The organism is Janthinobacterium algoris (assembly GCF_051380935.1).
Taxonomy (GTDB): Bacteria; Pseudomonadota; Gammaproteobacteria; order Burkholderiales; family Burkholderiaceae_D; genus Janthinobacterium.
The window spans coordinates 179,549-196,243 of sequence record NZ_JBNYXZ010000002.1; the positions used below are offsets into that span (position 1 = coordinate 179,549).

The 16,695-nt window shown below is 65.0% G+C and carries 15 protein-coding genes; 8 read left to right on the forward strand and 7 right to left on the reverse strand.

Annotated elements, in window-relative coordinates:
• Positions 1–52 precede the first annotated feature (52 nt).
• The 6 genes from ACQ4W7_RS03775 to ACQ4W7_RS03800 all read left to right on the forward strand — a co-directional run bounded on the left by ACQ4W7_RS03775 (position 53) and on the right by ACQ4W7_RS03800 (position 7,811).
• Entirely contained in the window at positions 53–1,264 is a 1,212-nt protein-coding gene (locus tag ACQ4W7_RS03775; protein ID WP_436528548.1) for a tetratricopeptide repeat protein, read from the forward strand.
• Entirely contained in the window at positions 1,261–2,385 is a 1,125-nt protein-coding gene (locus ACQ4W7_RS03780) for a HupE/UreJ family protein (protein ID WP_426071309.1), read from the forward strand. The genes ACQ4W7_RS03775 and ACQ4W7_RS03780 overlap by 4 nt, the downstream gene beginning before the upstream one ends.
• Positions 2,386–2,514: 129 nt before the next feature.
• A complete protein-coding gene (locus ACQ4W7_RS03785; RefSeq protein WP_436528550.1) occupies positions 2,515–3,024 on the forward strand; it encodes a sigma-70 family RNA polymerase sigma factor in 510 nt (169 codons plus the stop codon).
• Positions 3,021–4,016, forward strand: coding sequence for a FecR domain-containing protein (locus ACQ4W7_RS03790; RefSeq protein WP_436528552.1), 996 nt, complete (start codon positions 3,021–3,023; stop codon positions 4,014–4,016). Before ACQ4W7_RS03785 ends, ACQ4W7_RS03790 begins: the two co-directional genes overlap by 4 nt.
• 103 nt (positions 4,017–4,119) lie before the next feature.
• Positions 4,120–6,597 carry a TonB-dependent siderophore receptor gene (locus ACQ4W7_RS03795; protein WP_436528554.1) on the forward strand — a complete coding sequence of 826 codons (2,478 nt, stop codon included), beginning with the start codon at positions 4,120–4,122 and terminating at the stop codon, positions 6,595–6,597.
• Positions 6,597–7,811 carry a PepSY-associated TM helix domain-containing protein gene (locus tag ACQ4W7_RS03800; RefSeq protein ID WP_436528556.1) on the forward strand — a complete coding sequence of 405 codons (1,215 nt, stop codon included), beginning with the start codon at positions 6,597–6,599 and terminating at the stop codon, positions 7,809–7,811. Before ACQ4W7_RS03795 ends, ACQ4W7_RS03800 begins: the two co-directional genes overlap by 1 nt.
• Here the strand turns inward: ACQ4W7_RS03800 and ACQ4W7_RS03805 are convergent, their stop codons facing one another.
• Genes ACQ4W7_RS03805 through ACQ4W7_RS03815 form a run of 3 tightly spaced genes read right to left on the reverse strand, consistent with a single transcriptional unit; the run spans position 7,812 to position 10,284 of the window.
• Positions 7,812–8,012, reverse strand: a complete 201-nt coding sequence (locus ACQ4W7_RS03805; protein ID WP_426071314.1) for an RNA 2'-phosphotransferase — start codon at positions 8,010–8,012, stop codon at positions 7,812–7,814.
• The gene (locus ACQ4W7_RS03810; RefSeq protein ID WP_436528558.1) at positions 7,919–8,188 is read right to left on the reverse strand and encodes an RNA 2'-phosphotransferase; all 270 of its coding nucleotides are present in this window, start codon (positions 8,186–8,188) and stop codon (positions 7,919–7,921) included. Before ACQ4W7_RS03810 ends, ACQ4W7_RS03805 begins: the two co-directional genes overlap by 94 nt.
• Positions 8,189–8,205: 17 nt before the next feature.
• The gene (locus ACQ4W7_RS03815; RefSeq protein WP_436528560.1) at positions 8,206–10,284 is read right to left on the reverse strand and encodes a TonB-dependent receptor; all 2,079 of its coding nucleotides are present in this window, start codon (positions 10,282–10,284) and stop codon (positions 8,206–8,208) included.
• A gap of 95 nt (positions 10,285–10,379) precedes the next feature.
• Here ACQ4W7_RS03815 and ACQ4W7_RS03820 point away from each other — a divergent pair, with 95 nt between their 5' ends.
• Positions 10,380–11,603: a response regulator gene (locus tag ACQ4W7_RS03820; protein ID WP_426071317.1), complete on the forward strand. Its 1,224-nt coding sequence runs from the start codon at positions 10,380–10,382 to the stop codon at positions 11,601–11,603.
• On the opposite strand, the gene ACQ4W7_RS03825 is transcribed toward ACQ4W7_RS03820, so the two are convergent.
• Together ACQ4W7_RS03825 and ACQ4W7_RS03830 are read right to left on the reverse strand one after the other, a co-directional pair.
• Positions 11,588–11,974 (reverse strand): immunity 22 family protein, encoded by a 387-nt coding sequence (locus tag ACQ4W7_RS03825; RefSeq protein WP_426071318.1) that lies wholly within the window; start codon positions 11,972–11,974, stop codon positions 11,588–11,590. The genes ACQ4W7_RS03820 and ACQ4W7_RS03825 overlap by 16 nt on opposite strands.
• Positions 11,975–11,976: 2 nt before the next feature.
• Positions 11,977–14,682: a polysaccharide deacetylase family protein gene (locus ACQ4W7_RS03830; protein ID WP_426071319.1), complete on the reverse strand. Its 2,706-nt coding sequence runs from the start codon at positions 14,680–14,682 to the stop codon at positions 11,977–11,979.
• A 197-nt stretch (positions 14,683–14,879) separates the two neighbouring features.
• Between ACQ4W7_RS03830 and ACQ4W7_RS03835 the strand changes: the two genes are divergently transcribed.
• Positions 14,880–15,002 (forward strand): hypothetical protein, encoded by a 123-nt coding sequence (locus ACQ4W7_RS03835; RefSeq protein ID WP_426071320.1) that lies wholly within the window; start codon positions 14,880–14,882, stop codon positions 15,000–15,002.
• A gap of 63 nt (positions 15,003–15,065) precedes the next feature.
• On the opposite strand, the gene hmgA is transcribed toward ACQ4W7_RS03835, so the two are convergent.
• The gene (gene hmgA / locus ACQ4W7_RS03840) at positions 15,066–16,370 is read right to left on the reverse strand and encodes a homogentisate 1,2-dioxygenase (protein WP_436528563.1); all 1,305 of its coding nucleotides are present in this window, start codon (positions 16,368–16,370) and stop codon (positions 15,066–15,068) included.
• Positions 16,367–16,552, reverse strand: coding sequence for a hypothetical protein (locus tag ACQ4W7_RS03845; protein ID WP_426071322.1), 186 nt, complete (start codon positions 16,550–16,552; stop codon positions 16,367–16,369). The genes hmgA and ACQ4W7_RS03845 overlap by 4 nt, the downstream gene beginning before the upstream one ends.
• Positions 16,553–16,695: the final 143 nt, after the last annotated feature.

Below are 16,695 nucleotides of genomic sequence, written 5' to 3' on the forward strand. Positions count from 1 at the left end.
CAGCGTTCTCCGGCGCCCTTGCTGCCCCACTCTACCGTCGACGGCGTCCACGATGAAAACACCGATTTCCCTGCTATGCGCCTGTCTGCCCGCGCTGGCACTGGCCGCGCCCTACACGCCGAAAGATGGCAGCGTTGTCATCGAACAGTTGGCGCGCCGCGCCGATGCCACGCAGGTCGCCCTGTGCGGCCTGCGCCAGCAGCTCAATGCCACGCCAGGCGACCTGGCCCTGGCCACCGGCCTGGCGCAGCGCTATATTGCCCTGGCGCGCAGCGAAACGGACCCGCGCTACCTGGGCTATGCGCAAGCGGCGCTGGCGCCCTGGTGGCGGCAGGCAGCGCCACCCGTCCCCGTACGCCTGCTGCGTGCCACCATTTTGCAAAGCACCCACCATTTCGCCGCCGCCCTGCAAGACCTCGATGCCGTCATCGCGCAACAGCCGCAAAACGGCCAGGCCTGGCTGACGCGCGCCACCGTGCTCACCGTGCAGGGCGATTACGCGCAGGCCACGGCGGCTTGCGCCCGCCTGTCAGCCTTGACAACACAGCTGGTCACCGTCACCTGCCTTGCGAACGTCGCCAGCGTCACGGGCCGCGCCGCCAGCAGCGAGCGCTTGCTGGACCTGACCTTGCAGAGAAGCGCCGGCGCGGCGCCCGAGCTGGAAAGCTGGGCCCTGACCCTGCTGGCGGAAATGGCCACGCGGCGCGCCGAGTTGGCGCTGGCTGAAGCGCGCTATAAGCAGGCGCTGGCGCAGCAGCCGCGCGACAGCTATCTGCTGGGCGCCTACGCCGATTTCCTGCTCGACCAGCGGCGCCCGCAGGAAGTCGTCACCTTATTGAAAGACCAGCAGCGCATCGACGCCCTGCTGCTGCGTTACGCGCTGGCTCTGCAATCTCTGCCCGGCCGGCAGGCGGCCTTCCTGGCGGCAAAAGCAGAACTGGCGGCCCGCTTCTATGCCGCCATGCAGCGTGGCGACACCGTACACCAGCGCGAGCAAGCCCGTTACACCCTGTTCCTGCAGCAAGATATTCCCGCTGCCCTGCAGCTGGCGCAGCAAAACTGGGCCATCCAGAAGGAAGTGCCCGACATGCGCATCTTGCTGGAAGCGGCCCTGGCGGCACGCAATCAAGGCGCGGCCCAGCCGGTGCTGGCCTGGATCGCGGCGCATGGCGTGGAAGACGCGGCACTGCAGCGCCTCGTCAGGCAGCTGGCGCCGCGGAATGGCGCGAAAATCAGCGCAGCGAAGAAAGCGGGGGCGCTGTGAACGCCCGCTTCGTCCTGTGCCTGTTCCTGTTCTGCGCCTGGATGCATCCCGCGCAGGCGCACAAGCCCAGCGACAGCTATGTGAGCCTGAGCGTGCACGGCCAGCAGATCGAGGGCCAATGGGATATCGCCCTGCGCGACCTCGATTTCGCCATCGGCCTCGATGGCAACGGCGACGGCGCCCTGACCTGGGATGAAATCCGCGCGCGCCACGAGGCGATTGCCGCCTACGCGCTACAGCGCCTGCAGGTGGCCAGCGACCAGGGCGCCTGCCCGTTGATAGCTGTCGAGCAATTGATCGACCACCACACGGACGGCGCCTACAACGTGCTGCGCTTCCAGGCCGCTTGCCCGGGTGGCGCACTGGCGAATGTACACGTCGGCTACAGCCTGTTCGCCGACCTCGACCCGCAGCACAAGGGTTTGCTCAAGATCAACAGCGACGGCGCCACGCAAACGGCCATCTTCGACCCGGACAACCCGCGCCAGACGCTGTCCCTGGCCGCGCCGGAGCGCCTGGCGCAGTTCGGCGCCTACGTCAAACACGGCATCTGGCATATCTGGATCGGTTACGACCATATTTTGTTTTTGCTGTCCCTGCTGCTGCCGGCCGTGCTGCTGCCCGGCTTGCGCGAGCAGCAGCACGGCTTGAAGGCGGCCTTTGTCGACGTGCTGAAAGTCGTCACGGCGTTCACCCTGGCCCATTCCATCACCTTGAGCCTGGCCAGCCTGTCGCTCATATCGCTGCCATCGCGCTGGGTGGAGTCGGCCATCGCCGCTTCCGTGATCCTGGCCGCGCTGAACAACCTGCTGCCGCTGTTCCGCGGCAAGCGGCCCCTGGCCGCCTTTGCCTTCGGCCTGATCCATGGCTTCGGCTTTGCCAGCGTGCTGCGCGACCTGGGCTTGCCCCAGGGCTCCTTGCTGGCCAGCCTGTTGGGCTTCAACGTGGGTGTGGAGCTGGGACAGCTGGCCATCGTCGCCGCCTTCTTGCCCGTCGCCTGGTTGCTGCGCAAGACCTGGCTGTACCGACAGGTGCTGACGGTCGGCTCGCTGGCCATCGCGCTGGTGGCGTGCGTGTGGCTGGTGGAAAGAGTTGCCGATATCAAGCTGATTTCAGCTTGATGGCTGCCGTGTAGCGTTGCTGGCCCGCCACTGCCGGGCCACAAGTCCAGGCAATCGGGCTACAATACGAACAATTCTCAATCGCATCAAGGCCACACCGTCCCGCGGACCATGGCATGGAAAGGTTACATGCTAGGCCCCGAACTGGAACTGCATCGGCAAATCGAAGTGCTCTACAACGACCACCATGGCTGGCTGCAGGGCTGGCTGCGCCGCAAGCTGGGCAACGCCTGCGACGCGGCCGACCTGGCGCACGACACATATCTGCGCATCCTCTCGCGGGGCCGCGCACCCGGACCGGCGGAATCGCGCCAGCACTTGGCACAGATCGCCAATGGGCTGGTAGTGGACCTGTTCCGCCGCCGGCATATCGAGGCGGCCTACGCGGACGCCATCGCGGCGCAGCCGGAAGCGGCCGTGCCGACGCCGGAAACGCGCGCGCTGATCGTCGAGGCGCTGCTGGAAATCGACGCCATCCTGGCCAGCCTGCCCGCTAAAGTGCGCGCTGCCTTTTTGCTGTGCAAGCTCGAAGGCATGGGCTACGCCGACATCGCCGCGCGGCTGGGCGTGTCCATCTCGTCGGTGGAAAAATACATCGCCCGCGCGCTGCTGGCCTGCTGCATGGCGCAATGCGCATGAATCTCCAGTCAGACACCCCGCCCATCGCCCCCGCCGTGCTGCAGCGCGCCGCCGAGTGGATGGCGCGGCTGTGGGCGGAAGACGCCAGCGCGGCCGATGCCGACGCCTGCGCCGCCTGGCGCGCCGCCCACCCCGAGCACGAGCGGGCCTGGGCCCGGCTGCAGCGCTTCGCCCGGCAATTCGAGGCTTTGCCACGCGAGGTGGCGCGTGGCGCACTGGCGCCAGCGCCCGCCCTTGCAGGGCATGCCGCCGGCCGTCGACGCGCCTTGCAGTTGCTGGGCCTGATCGCGGCGGGCGGCGGCACGGCCCTGCTGGGACAGGAAACAGCGACATGGCAGCGCGCCGCCAGCGACTATCGCACGGCCGTGGGCGAGACGCGCGCCGTCGTGCTGGCCGACGGCACGCAACTGGTGCTCGACACGGCCAGCGCCATCGACGTGCGTTACAGCCCCGGCGAACGGCGCATCGTGCTGCGCGCGGGCGCCATCCTTGTCACCAGCGCGCACGAAGCGACGTCCACCTACCGTCCGCTGCTGGTGGCAACGCCGCATGGCACGGCCACGGCCCTGGGCACGCGCTTTTCCGTGCGCCTCGATGATGACGCCAGCAAGGTGGCCGTGTTCCAGGGCGCCGTGGCACTGCAGCCGTCGCAAGACAGCGCAGCGCCAGTGCACCTGCAGGCGGGCCGGCGCGCCGGCTACACGCGCCATGCGGTGCAGGACATCGGCAAGGTGGAAGACAGCGCCGCCGCCTGGGCGAATGGCAGCCTGGTGGCCGAGCGCATGCCCCTGGGCGAGCTGCTGGCGGAGCTGGGACGCTACCGCCAGGGCGTGCTGCGCTGCGACGAGTCCATCGCCGGCCTGCGCGTGACGGGCGTGTATTCGCTGCGCGACACGGACCGCTCGCTGGCCAACCTGGCCCTGAGCCTGCCTGTGCGGCTCAGCTATCGCACGCGCTACTGGGTCAGTGTGGGGCCGCGCCAGGCCTCCTGAAAAATACATGCAAAATAAATGAAAAAACGTTGAGGGTTTTGGCTTTTCGTTCGGAATACGGGAAGAAGCAATTTTTTCCTGCCACTTTCCAAGGATTTGCAGCATGCCCCCTCGCCTGACCACACCCGCGCACAAGCTGGGTCCACGTCCCCTCGCCGCCGCCATCCAGGCCCTGTTCCTGGCCGGCGCCGCAGTGAGTGCCCTGGCCATCACGGCGCCGACAGCCCGCGCCCAGACGGCGGACAATGCGCAAGCCAAGCGCCCCTACGCGATTCCCGCCGGCTCGCTGGAGCGGGCCTTGACCACGTTCGCCAGCGCGGCCGGGGTGGAACTGTCGGCCGATGCGGCCCTGTTGCAGGGCAAGCGCAGCGGCGGCCTGGCAGGCAGTTACACGGTGCGCCAGGGTTTCGAGGAACTGCTGCGCGGCCAGGGCGTGCGCGTGGTGGAGGGTGCCAACGGCGCATATGCGCTGCGGGCGGAGACCGCACCAGCACCAGCAGGCGCACAGGCGGCACGGGCGCAGGCCAGCGCCACCCTGCCCGCCATCACCATCAATGCCAGCAGCGAACGCGAAACGGCCACGGGCCCCGTGCGCGGCTATGTGGCGCGGCGCGCGGCCTCCGCCACCAAGACCGACACGGCCCTGAATGAAAATCCGCAATCCGTGTCGGTGGTCACGGCCGATGAAATCAGCGACCGCAATGCCGAGTCGCTCGATGAAACCCTGCGCTACACGGCCGGCGTGACGCCGAACCAGCGCCCGCTGGGCAGCGACGATTCCTCGCTGCTGCGCGGCTTCACCATCGAGACGAACGGCATCCTGCAGGATGGCTTGCGCAATTCGGGCCGCACCTTTGGCGCCTCCATCGAGCCATATGGACTGGAACGCCTGGAAGTGCTGCGCGGCCCCGCCTCCGTGCTGTACGGACAGATTCCGCCGGGCGGCATGGTCAACGCCGTCAGCAAGCGCCCCAGCGCGGACGCCGTGCGCGAAGTGGGCGTCGAGTACGGCAGCTACCAGCGCCGCCAGCTGAAAGCCGATGTGGGCGGCACGCTGGACGCGCGAGGCGCCTGGAGCTACCGGGTCGTCATGCTGGGCCGCGAAGCCCATACGCGCCTGGCCCACGACCGCGACAACCGCCTGTATTTTGCGCCCTCGCTGACCTGGCAGGCGGGCCCCGCCACGCGTTTGACGATGCTGGCACGCTACGAGCAAGACAACCAGCAGTACGCGTTTCCCAACCAGCTGCTGCGGCCTGGCTCGCGCGGCCAGGTCGATCCGGGTGTCAACCTGATGGGCGACGATAACCGCTTCAAGCGCCGCAACACCATGCTGGGCTATGAATTCGAGCACAAATTCAACGACACCTGGTCGCTGCGCCAGAACCTGCGCTACACGCGCCTGAAGAACGACCGCACGGACATGTTCCCGCTGGGCCTGAATGACGATGGCACGGTGGAGCGCTATTTCATGCCCGTCGATACGGCGTCGAAAAGCCTGTTCGCCGATACGCAGCTGCAGGCGCAGTTTGCCACCGGCGGCTTGACGCACCAGGTGCTGCTGGGCGTCGATTACGCGAATATCCGCAACACGGACGACTACCGCCACCAGAAAGGCTTTATCGAGCCGCTCGACCTGTACCAGCCTGTGTATGGCAAGCAGCCGCTGGTGGCGGCCAAGGCGCCCACGCGCGCGGACGCACCGTCACGCGAGCTGGGCCTGTATGCGCAAGATCAAATGAAATGGAACCGCTGGGTGGTGACGGCGGGCCTGCGCCGCGACAAGGCCACGCAGTCGCGCGACGTCACCGACCTCGATAGCGGCAGCGTCAAACCCGATTACCACCAGTCGCCATCAGCCACCACGGGCCGCCTGGGAGCCGTCTACCTGTTCGATGGCGGCTGGGCGCCGTATGTCAGCTACGCCACCTCTTTCTCGCCCGAACTGGGCATCACGGCAAACGGCGACGCCTTGAAGCCGTCGCGCGGCAAGCAGTTCGAAGCGGGCGTGCGCTACGAACCCGTGGGCCAGCGCGCCAGTTACACGGCGGCGGTGTTCGACCTGGTGCGCGACAATGTCACCACCTCCGACATCGCCAATCCTGGCCGCTTGCAGCAAACGGGCCAAGTGGGCTCGCGTGGCCTGGAACTGGAAGTGCGCACGGAGTTCGCCAGCCGTTTGAGCCTGATTGCCCAGTACACCTACCTGGATACGCAGGTCAGGAAGAGCAATAACGGCGACCTGGGCTTGCAGCAATCGGGCGCGCCGCGCCACAGCGCCTCGGCCTGGGCGCGCCAGTCGTTCAACGTGGGCACGGCCCTGCCCGCGTATGCGGCGCTGGGCATGCGTTTCCTCGGCGCCATGCGCTCGAACTCCGACGGCAACAACCTGAACATACGCAACGGCGGCCTGACGCAGTGGGATGCGGCGCTGGGCGTGTCGCGCGGGCCGTGGCAGTTTTCCCTCAACGTCAACAATGTGCTCAACAAGCAGACCCTGTATGACTGCGGTTACCTGCCTGGCCTGTGCTACCGCAACGCCGCACGCACGGCCAACGTCAGCGCCATGTATCGTTTCTGATGCCATCGCTGCAAATGCGGCCTGCATTGGCGGTCCTGCACCGCTATGCCGGCCTGCTGATGGCCGGCTTCCTCATCGTGGCGGGCGTCACCGGTAGCGCGCTGGCGTGGAAGGATGAACTGGAGGCGGCCCTGCTGCCCGCCGTTTTCCGCGTGGCGCCGCCCGCGCCAGGCGCCGCGCCGCTCGACGCCTTGCAACTGCGCGAGGCCGTCGCCGCGCGCTTTCCCCAGGCGCAGGTCAGCTACGCGCCGCTGTCGGCGCCACCCGGCCACAGCATGGTGTTTTACCTGCAGCCGTCTGGCGGCGCGCCGCTGGCCAGCAACGAAGTGTTTGTCGATCCGTACACGGGCGCCGTGCTGGGCCAGCGGCGCTGGGGCGAGATCGGCCAGGGCGCCATCAACCTGCTGCCCTTCATCGAGCGCCTGCATTACGCATTGGCGCTGGGCGACACGGGCTTGCTGATTTTCGGCCTGATCGCCATCGTGTGGACGGTCGACTGCTTCATCGGCGCCGCCCTGACCTTCCCCGCGCGCCTGAAAAAACGCGCGCCGGGCAGCAGGCCGTGGTTGCAGCGCTGGCGCCCGTCCTGGCTGCTGCGCCGCTACAGTGGCAGTTATAAACTGGTGTTCGACCTGCACCGCGCGGGCGGCCTGTGGCTGTGGGCCATGCTGCTGATGTTTGCCTGGAGCGGCGTCGCCTTCAACCTGTATGGCGCGTATGCGGCCGTCATGCAGCCCCTGTTTGCGCACCAGGGGGCCGAGGAAGTGGTGGCGCGGCATACGCCGTCGCCGGGGCCGCAGCTGGACTGGCCAGCGGCGCGCGCACAGGGCCGCCTGTTGATGGCGCAGCTGGCGCGCCAGCACGCCTTTGCCATCATCGAGGAAAACGCGCTGGCATATGAACGCGAACTGGGCGTGTACAGCTACCTGGTGCGCAGCAGCCGCGACGTGCGCGCCCACAAGGGCCTCACCACCGTCTTCTTTGACGCGGCCAGTGGCCGGCAGCTGGCCACCTGGTTGCCCACGGGCGCGGCCAGCGGCGACACCATCCGCAGCTGGATCAGCGCCCTGCACATGGCCTCGATGTGGGGCTGGCCCTTCAAGCTGTTCATTTGCGCCATGGGCCTGCTGGTGGCGGGCTTGAGCGTGATAGGCGTGCTGATCTGGCTCCGCAAGCGCCAGGGGCAAGCCAGGGCGAAAGGCCTCATTCATTAATCAGGGAAAGCCGATAAATCGCGCCGGCACGGCCTGCGTCAGCCACACACCGTTGTCTGACACGTAAAACACCTGGCCCTGCGCCTGCATGGCGGCCGCATCCACCGTCAGCACGACGGGCTTGCCATGGCGCGCGCCCACGGCCACGGCCGTTTCGCCGTTGGCAGACAGGTGCACGTGCTTGCGCGATCCCGGCAGCAAGCCAGCACATCCTGCAATTGCTCACGCGAAATGGCGCGGCCATGGCTGCCCGCCTGCGCCAGCAGCTGGCCGATATCGGCCCAGCCCTGGGCATCGAGCGCGAGACCGATTTTTTCTGGCGCGTGGCGCAGTATGAGGGAAAGAAATTTACTGGTATTTACTACATGATCTGTCATGCCGCAGCATACCGCTGTCAGAACGCATATGACAAGGTCAGGCGCGCGGAACGGGGTTCCACCGGATGGAAATGCCGGTCATCCACGCCCTCCACCGCCTCGCCGGGCAGGCGCGAGGCATAATAATAGTCGATATCACTGGCGCGTTTATCGAACAGGTTGAACACGTCCAGCGCGATGCGCGTCTTACGGTTGAGCTGATACGCCAAGCGCGCATAGGCGAGGGTGGTGGAAGCTGAACGCACGCTATTGTCCGCGATCAAGGGACGGGGGCCGAAATAGCGCAGCTGGAAAGCGCCCGACCACGGGCCCTGGTCCGTCACCGTTACGCCAAACGATGCCACTTTGTCAATTGATCCAGGAATGAAGTTGCCGGCCGGATCATGTTCCGTGTAACGCGAGCGCGAGGCGGCCAGGTCCAGGTCGAACAGCAGCCACGGCGCGGCTATATAGTGGTTGTTCCACTCGATGCCGTGGCGGCGGCTGGCGCGGCTCGCTTGCGTTTCGCCCGCGTCACCCACGAACAGCAATTCGGACGCGAGATCGAGGCGCCACAGAGCCAGCGAGCTTTGCAGGCCCGGCAGCCACTCCGTGCGCGCCCCCAGTTCCATGCCTTTCGTCGGCACCAGGGGCGTGACGGGCGTGGACGGCGTGCCGTCTAGCAGGCGCGCCTGCGTCGTGCCCCGCGCATCGTTGCTGTGGAATCCCTTGCCATAATTGACAAAAAACTCCGTCTTGCTCCACGGCCCAAGGATCAATGACAGCTTGGGCGACACCACATGGTCATTCGCCGTGCCGCTGTTGCCGTCGACGCTGCTGTCGACCTTGAAACGGTAGGCGTCGTAGCGCAAGCCCGCCACGGAGCGCAGCCAGGGCAGCCATTGCACGGTGTTTTCGCCGTACAGGCCAAGGCTGGCCTCACGCACGCGGTCTTCGCGCACCGTGCCCTGCCGCACCCGCTCCACCGTACTGTACAGGCCGATGGGCGACAAATGGTCGACACGCGCCTGCACACCGAGCTTGTTGCGCATGGATAGCCCCGCCAGCTCCGTGGTCCAGCTTTCGCTGGCGTTCACGCCCGCCACCGTGCGCCGCTCGCTTTGCTGGAACTGGTCGCCGGTGGCCGGGTTAGCCAGGAAGTAGGTGAAATCGCTGTTGAGTTCCAACTGCGAGCGGATCACATACGCGTCCAGTTCGAACAGTCGGTTTTCCGTGCGCTGGCGCAAGGCGTACGACAAGCTGTAGCGCGAGGTATCGCCGCCATCACTGGGCGCCAGCGAGCCAAAACGGCCGATCTGGCCGGACGCTACTGCGCGCAGCGCCACCTGGTCCGTGGCGTTCCAGCTGTTTTTGTAGGCCATGGCCGTCACGCTGAAACCATGGTCCGGCGTGCCCTCGCTGTAGCGCAGCACGCCGCTGACTTTGCGCACGCGCTCCGGCACGTCCCAGGGGCCATTGTTGCGGTTTACTTCCAGACCGTACAGCAAGGTGCCTTGTCCTGCATTAAATGAATCGGCAACGACGCCGCGTACATAGCCGTGCTGGCCCACGGACACGCTAGCCTGACCTTGCGGCAATTTGTCGGCAAGGCGGATGCGCGCCGCGCCGGCCGAGGAAAAATCGCCTTCGCCGGCGAAATACGGGCCCTTCTTGTAGTCGATGCGCTGCACCAGCTCGGGAATGAGGAAATTGAGGTCGGAATAACCCTGTCCATGCGCGTGCGTACGCATGTTGACGGGCATGCCATCGACATGGGTGGCGAAATCCGTGCCATGGTCGAGGTTAAAGCCGCGTAAAAAATACTGGTTGGCCTTGCCGTCGCCGCTGTGCTGGGTGACGATCAGCCCCGGCACGAATTCCAGCAATTCGCCCGTGCGCAAGGCGGGCCGGTTGATGATCAAGTCCGTCGTGATGACACCCTGGCTGGCCGCGTCCGAGGTGCCGACGGCGTTATCGTAGTGGCCCGCCACACGCACGGTACGCGCTGCGTCGGCGACGGTGGCGGCCTCGGTTGGCGCTTGCGCCGCCACCTGGCGCCCCATGCTTAACAATACCAGTGCACAAGCTGCCACCTGTTTGCGTTTTCTCAATCGCATCGCGTCTCCTCTTTTTATGATGTGAGTATGGGCTCCTACGAGATATATACGCGGCAGGCCAGGTACCTGGATTCAGCATTCTTCAAGGAGCGAGCGTGGACCTGAGCGACAGCGCCGGCAAGGCGAGCAAAACCTCCACGGCGGCCGCGCGCAAGCGCGACGTGCTGCCGTATATCCTGCTGTTCATCCTGCTGGCGGGGCTGCTAGCCGTGCTGGCGGGCGCGGTGCTGCCGCCGTACTACCACGCCGTGCCGGCACTGCTGTGGAGCCTGGGCTTTTGCGTCAGCGGCATGCTGCTGGGCTTTTTGTTCGGCATACCGCGCAGCCTGCCTTCTGGCACCGTCAACGTGGCACCGCCCGACGAGCGGGCCAATGGCAAGGGCCAGCCCCCGGACGAACCGCCCGCAGCAAACGCCGAGACGGCGGCCGGCCCCCCCAGCAATACCCTGTTTTTGGGCACGCCCACGCCGATGGAAATCAATTCGAATCTGGTGGAAGTGTCGGACTGGCTGACGAAAATCATCGTCGGCGTGGGTTTGATCGAGCTCAAAAGCCTGCCCGGCAGCGCGCGCAGCATGACCGCCTTCATCGCGCCCAGCCTGGCCACGAACACGCCCACGGCCATGGCGGTGGTGGGCGGCATCATGCTGTTCTTTTCCGTGCATGGTTTCCTGATCGGCTACCTGCTCACGCGCATTTACCTGTCCATCATGATCAAGCGCGCCGACAGCCTTGTCAAAAATGAATCCGTGCGCCTGGAAAGCGGCAAGGAAATCGAAGTGACGGAACTCAGCCGTTTGCAGCAAAAGTCGCTCGACGACATGCAAGAAGCCGTTACGCAGCTGCTGCTGGCCCACCCGCCCGATGGCGAAGCGGCAGTCACGGCCCTGGCCGGCGCGCCGACGGCGCAAAAGCCGTCCAGCCTGGTGCTCTGGCTGGACGACCATCCGCGCAACAATACCTTGCTGCTGGAACAGCTGGAACGGGAAAACATCAAGGTCGACCAGGCCGTATCGATGCGCCAGGCGCTGGCCATGCTGCAACAGAAGCACTATGCGCTGCTGATCACGGACATGGCACGGGTGGAAAACCGCCACCGCATCAAGGATGCGGGCGTGCACACGGTGCGCGAAGTGCGGCTGGCCCAGCCCGCGTTGCCCATCATCGTGTATTGCAGCAAGGATACGCTCGCCAGTTACGGCACGGAAGCGGAGGCGGCAGGCGCCCGTTTCATCACCACGTCGGGCACCAGCCTGCTGGCCAGCGTCAACAAGCTATTACACGAAGAGCGCAAAGATGACGCTCAGCCATCGCCATAAGCATAAGCATAGCTGCCCACATGGTGCAGCGAACTGCGTTCTGGGTGCGCCAGCTGATTCGGCGCAAACACGCACACGCTCGTGTCAGCCAGCAAGCCCTGCGCGTCTGCGTCCGCGCAGGCCTGCGCCAGCCAGCTGTCGCCATACGAGATGCCATCGAGCAACTGCACCAGCGGCGCGGGCGAGGCCAGCAGCGTGCTTTCCACACCCGCAGGCTCGTAGTGCGTGAGGCCCGTTTCCAGGAAGAAGGGCGGCGGCAGTTCAGCGCCATCTTGCGTGTACCTGGGCGACAGGTAAGCCTGCAGCGCTTCCCGGCTGACGAAGCGCCCGCTGCAGGCAAACACATGGACGGTGAGCATGCTGTCGGACACGCTTACAGCTTCTCCATCTTTTGCCGCACGGCCGGCGCCGTCGAGGCCGTTGGCGCCAGTTCCAGATAGGTTTTGTATGCCGCCTTGGCCTTGGCGGCATCGCCGGCCTTGGCATACGCATCGCCCAGGTTCAAATAGGCGATGGCGCGCGACGGGTCCATCCTGACCGTGTTTTCAAACCAGCGGGCCGCTTCGCGGTATTTTTCCTGCTTGTAGAAGACAAAGCCCAGGTTGTTGGCGGCCAGCGCGAAGTCGGAACGCAATTTCAGCGCTTCCGTAAATTGCACTTCCGCCGCCGCATATTGTTTCTCCTTGTATAGCTGCAAGCCGCGGTCGTTGGCCCGCTGCGCAAGCTGGCGCGTGGAGGTAGGCACGGCGCCCGGCGTGACGATCTTCTGTTCACCGCCCTGCAAATCCTTGACCGTCACGCTGGCCGCTTGCGGCTTGGCGTCCAGCTTGCTGTTCAGGGCAATGGCCTCCGTCGACAGCTGCGTCGTGTTCGGGCTGAGGAATTCCGTTTCGCCCGGCAATTCAAAGACGAAATCGCCCCCTTCAGAGCCGGGCAGGCTGCCAAACGCGGGCGTCTGGTTCGATACGCTGGAGACGGCCGGCGCCACGTAGGCAGCCAATTCTGTCGCCGTGATCAGGCCATCGCCGTTCAGGTCGCCCTTGCCCGCCAAGCCTTGCAGCAGGGTCCAGGTAAACACGGAGTGGCCGTTCGGCCCGCCATCGGCGACCAGCTGGTCGCCGCCGCCGGCCGTCAGCATTTGCCGGCCGATGCGCTTGGCGTTGTCGCGCAAGAAGGAGCTGGAACCGGCGCCACGGGTCAGGCCCAGGCCGCTGTAACAGGCATCCATGACAAAGAACGCGTGCTTGGCCGTGAGGCTTTCGGCGATATTCTGGATTTCCGTCATCGGGATCGCATCCGTGGCGAACTGCGCCGGGTCGGAATCGACGGGCACGATGTAGCCGAGGTCGCGCCCCGAGCTGAGCTTGCGCGTGGCACCGTGGCCGGCAAAAAAGACGAAGATGCGGTCATTCTTTTGCACGCCGCCGTGGGCCAGCTTATCGTGGAAAGCGGCCAGGATATTGTTGCGCGTCGCTTCGCCATTTTTCAGGGTCACGACACGCTCGGGCGCAAACGCGAATTTCTCGATCAGGGTTTCGCGGATGCCCTGCGCATCGCGCACCGCATATTGCAATTTCGGCCATTTCGCATAATCGTCGATGCCGATCACCACCGCCCAGGAATTGGCATAGCCGGTCGTCACGGGCACTTTCTCGGGCACAGGCGCCGTGCTTTTTGCCACCTGGAAGCTCGTGCCATCCCAGCCGGCAAATTGATAGCCTTCGGCGATCAGCTTGTCGAGCACGGCCGGCAAGGCTTTCACCGTGCGTTCATGGATGTCGTGGAACAAAATGATGCCGCGTCCCGCCTTGTCGACGGACGCCAGCACGCGATTCGTGATGGAGCTGGGCACGGGGTCGGCCCAGTCCAGCGAATCGATATTCCACATCACGGATTTCAAATGCGCATCGGCCAGCGCGGCCATGCCTTCGCTGTTGCGCGCGCCATACGGAAAGCGGAACAGCGCGGCCCGCTCGGGGCTGATGGCCTTCAACAAGGTGTCGGTGCCGAGAATTTCGCCTTTCAGCTTGTCGCCCGTCTGTTTCGATAATTGTGCGTGGCTGAAACTGTGGTTGCCCACGGCATAGCCGTCTTTCATCAGCTTGCGGCTCACTTCCGCACCCGCGTTCAGCTTGGCGTGGCCTTTTGCGTCCAGGCTGCCCAGGTTGCGGCCCACGTTGAAGAATACGGCTGGCACGCCATATTGTTTCAAAATAGCGCTGATTTCTTCCGTGTAGCGGCGGTGCGGGCCGTCGTCGAAGGTCAGCACGATGGTTTTCTTCGGCAAGCCCAGGCCGAAGATTTCCACCTCATCTTTTTTTGGCACCGGCTTGGCTTCGGGCACCGTGCCAGCTGACGGCGCGGCCGGCGGTACCGTGTAAGGCACAACAATGCCGTTGTCCTTCAAAATCTGTTCGCGGCTGTAGAGCTTTTTCAGCTGCGCCACGTAATCGTCCCAGCGTTCGCGCTTGAGTTCGATGGCGCGCTGGCCCAGGTTGCCGAAGATTTGCCGGATTTCCTTCTCGTAATTGCGCTCGATCTCGCCTAGCGCATCGAGGTCTTCGGAAATGCGCTTGTGCAGTTTGATGGCAGGCAAGGAGGTATCCTTGGCCACATCGGCCAGCATGCTTTGCAGCAGCTCGCGGAAGGCCAGGCGGTCCGCGTCATACAGGCCGGGATCGGATTCTATATACGTCAACAGGCTGTCGAGTGCCTCGAAGCGGCCCGGATTCGTGGGCGCCGTCAGCTGGTCCAGCGCCGCGTCCAGTTTGGCGATGCGTTCCTGGTTTTCATGGAACAGCGCCTGCCCCACCTTGCGCGCTTCGTCGCGCGCGCCTTCCGGCAAGCTTTGCTCGTCGGCCAGCAGCACGATGATCTTGCGGAAATTGCCCAGCAAGTCGCGGAACTGGGCGGCCACGGCGGCCGTGTCAACGGTGGATTGGGGCGCGGCGGCCGGACTGCCCGAGGCGGGGGCACCCGGCGTGGCGGTGGCGGCGGGACGGGTATAGGCGTAAATGCCGGCACCAGCGGCGAGTGCCACGACGACGGTGGCGGCGATCTTGATCGGTTTGGAAGTCACAGGCTTGTCATTCCCTTCACATACTATGCATAGAATTCAGATGGCGCGGATGCGCAAGATGCATAATTGTAGAGCACGCTTGCTAACTTGATCATCCGCACGCCGAATATCGGCAATAAAATTGCCGCAAATATGGCAACTAGTAGGGCAACAAGTAGGGCAACTAAGCTCCATCGATCATAAAAACGGGAAAGACGATGCACAAGAAACTCTGCGCGGCTGCGCTGATGCTGGGCATGGCACTGATGCTGCTGCAACTGCGCGCGCATGCGGGCGATGACGTGGCCAGTGTCGCTGGGCGCGTGTGTCTGCCACATTGAGCATGTGAAGTAACAGATCACGGCGCCCCGCGCATGGGTGCGGGCCGCCTGAGCAAGGCCAGACTACGCTTGATCGGGATCGAAATGTTTGCGCAAGCCTTGCCAGCACGCGAAATAGTCCTTTTGCAGCAGTTCGCTGTTCAGGGCGAAGGGCGTGGGCTTGAGGATGGTGCGCGTCTCGAACATGAAAGCCATGGTGTCGCCCACCTTCGCGGGCGCGGACGTGTCACTGTGCGAGGCGCGTTCGAACGTTTGCGTATCGGGGCCGTGGCCGGACATGCAGTTGTGCAGGCTGGCACCGCCCGGCACGAAACCGGCCGCCTTGGCATCGTACACGCCATGGATCAGGCCCATGAATTCGCTGGCCACGTTGCGGTGGAACCACGGCGGCCGGAAGGTGTGCTCGGCGGCCAGCCAGCGCGGCGGGAAGATGGCAAAGTCGATGGCGCCAAACAGCGGGTTTTCGCTCGGTGCTTGCAGCACGAGAAAGATCGACGGGTCGGGATGATCGTAGCTGATCGAGCCGATGGTATTAAAACGGCGCAAATCATATTTGTACGGCGCGTAATTGCCGTGCCAGGCCACCACGTCCAGCGGCGAATGGTCGAGCGTCGTGCGCCACAGGTGGCCGCCAAACTTGGCCACCAGTTCGCACTCGCCATCGATATCTTCATAAGCAGCGTGCGGCGTCAAAAAATCGCGGCTGTTGGCCAGGCCGTTCGAGCCGATGGGTCCCATGTCGGGCAAACGAAACGCCATGCCGAAGTTTTCGCACACATAGCCGCGCGCCTGGCCGTCCGGCAGAGTCACGCGGAAGCGCACGCCGCGGGGGATGACGGCGATTTCCTGCGGTTCCAGCTCGAGCAAGCCCAGTTCCGTGGCAATCGCCAGCCTGCCCTTTTGCGGCACGACCAGCAATTCGCCATCGGCCGAATAAAAGAAGCGCTGCATGGAACGGTTGGCGACATACACGTGAATGGCGCAGCCGCTCATCGCTTCGGCACTGCCGTTGCCGGCCATCGTCTGCCAGCCGTCGATGAAGTCCACCGCCGTGCTGCTGTCGGGCAGCGGCAGCGGGTCCCAGCGCAGCTGGTTTGGCGGCGTGGGAGGCATAGCGTGGAAATCGCTGACGATGCGGCTATTCGCCACCGAGGTAAACGGCGGATGCTGGCTGGCGGGGCGAATGCGGTACAGCCAGGAACGCCGGTTCTGCGCGCGCGGCGCCGTGAAGGCCGTGCCCGACAATTGTTCCGCATACAGGCCCAGCGGCGCCTGCTGCGGCGAATTCTGCCCTTGCGGCAAGGCGCCGGGCACCGCTTCCGTGGCAAATTCGTTGCCGAAGCCGCTTTGGTAGCCGGCGCCTATCATGCGTGCACCGTCAGGCCGTCGGCAGCGTCGCGCAGCAAGCTCTGCACCACGTCGGCCTGGCCGATGGCGCCCATGGCCAGCAAGGCGAAGCGGGCCAGGAATAGCGGCAAGCGCTGTTCGCCCCGGCCGCCCATGGTGTGACACAGCTCAATGTATAGATTGTCCAGTTCAATGTCGGTCATGTTGTCTCCTTGTTACTTTGATTGGGTGATACCTGCCGCCGCCAGCGCTGCCGCCACCTGCCCCGCCTGAACTTGCCTGATGCTGCCTGATGCTGCCTGATCCTGCCGCCAGCGGCCCAGCACGTGGCCGCCCGGGCGCACGC

Excerpts from the sequence above, each read along its gene's own strand:
- ACQ4W7_RS03775 (WP_436528548.1), top strand. The coding sequence starts at position 53 with ATGAAAACACCGATTTCCCTGCTATGCGCCTGTCTGCCCGCGCTGGCA.
- ACQ4W7_RS03785 (WP_436528550.1), top strand. The coding sequence starts at position 2,515 with ATGCTAGGCCCCGAACTGGAACTGCATCGGCAAATCGAAGTGCTCTAC.
- ACQ4W7_RS03790 (WP_436528552.1), top strand. The coding sequence starts at position 3,021 with ATGAATCTCCAGTCAGACACCCCGCCCATCGCCCCCGCCGTGCTGCAG.
- ACQ4W7_RS03795 (WP_436528554.1), top strand. The coding sequence starts at position 4,120 with ATGCCCCCTCGCCTGACCACACCCGCGCACAAGCTGGGTCCACGTCCC.
- ACQ4W7_RS03800 (WP_436528556.1), top strand. The coding sequence starts at position 6,597 with ATGCCATCGCTGCAAATGCGGCCTGCATTGGCGGTCCTGCACCGCTAT.
- ACQ4W7_RS03810 (WP_436528558.1), bottom strand. The coding sequence starts at position 8,188 with ATGACAGATCATGTAGTAAATACCAGTAAATTTCTTTCCCTCATACTG.
- ACQ4W7_RS03815 (WP_436528560.1), bottom strand. The coding sequence starts at position 10,284 with ATGCGATTGAGAAAACGCAAACAGGTGGCAGCTTGTGCACTGGTATTG.
- ACQ4W7_RS03835 (WP_426071320.1), top strand. The coding sequence starts at position 14,880 with ATGCACAAGAAACTCTGCGCGGCTGCGCTGATGCTGGGCATGGCACTG.
- hmgA (WP_436528563.1), bottom strand. The coding sequence starts at position 16,370 with ATGATAGGCGCCGGCTACCAAAGCGGCTTCGGCAACGAATTTGCCACG.
- ACQ4W7_RS03845 (WP_426071322.1), bottom strand. The coding sequence starts at position 16,552 with ATGACCGACATTGAACTGGACAATCTATACATTGAGCTGTGTCACACC.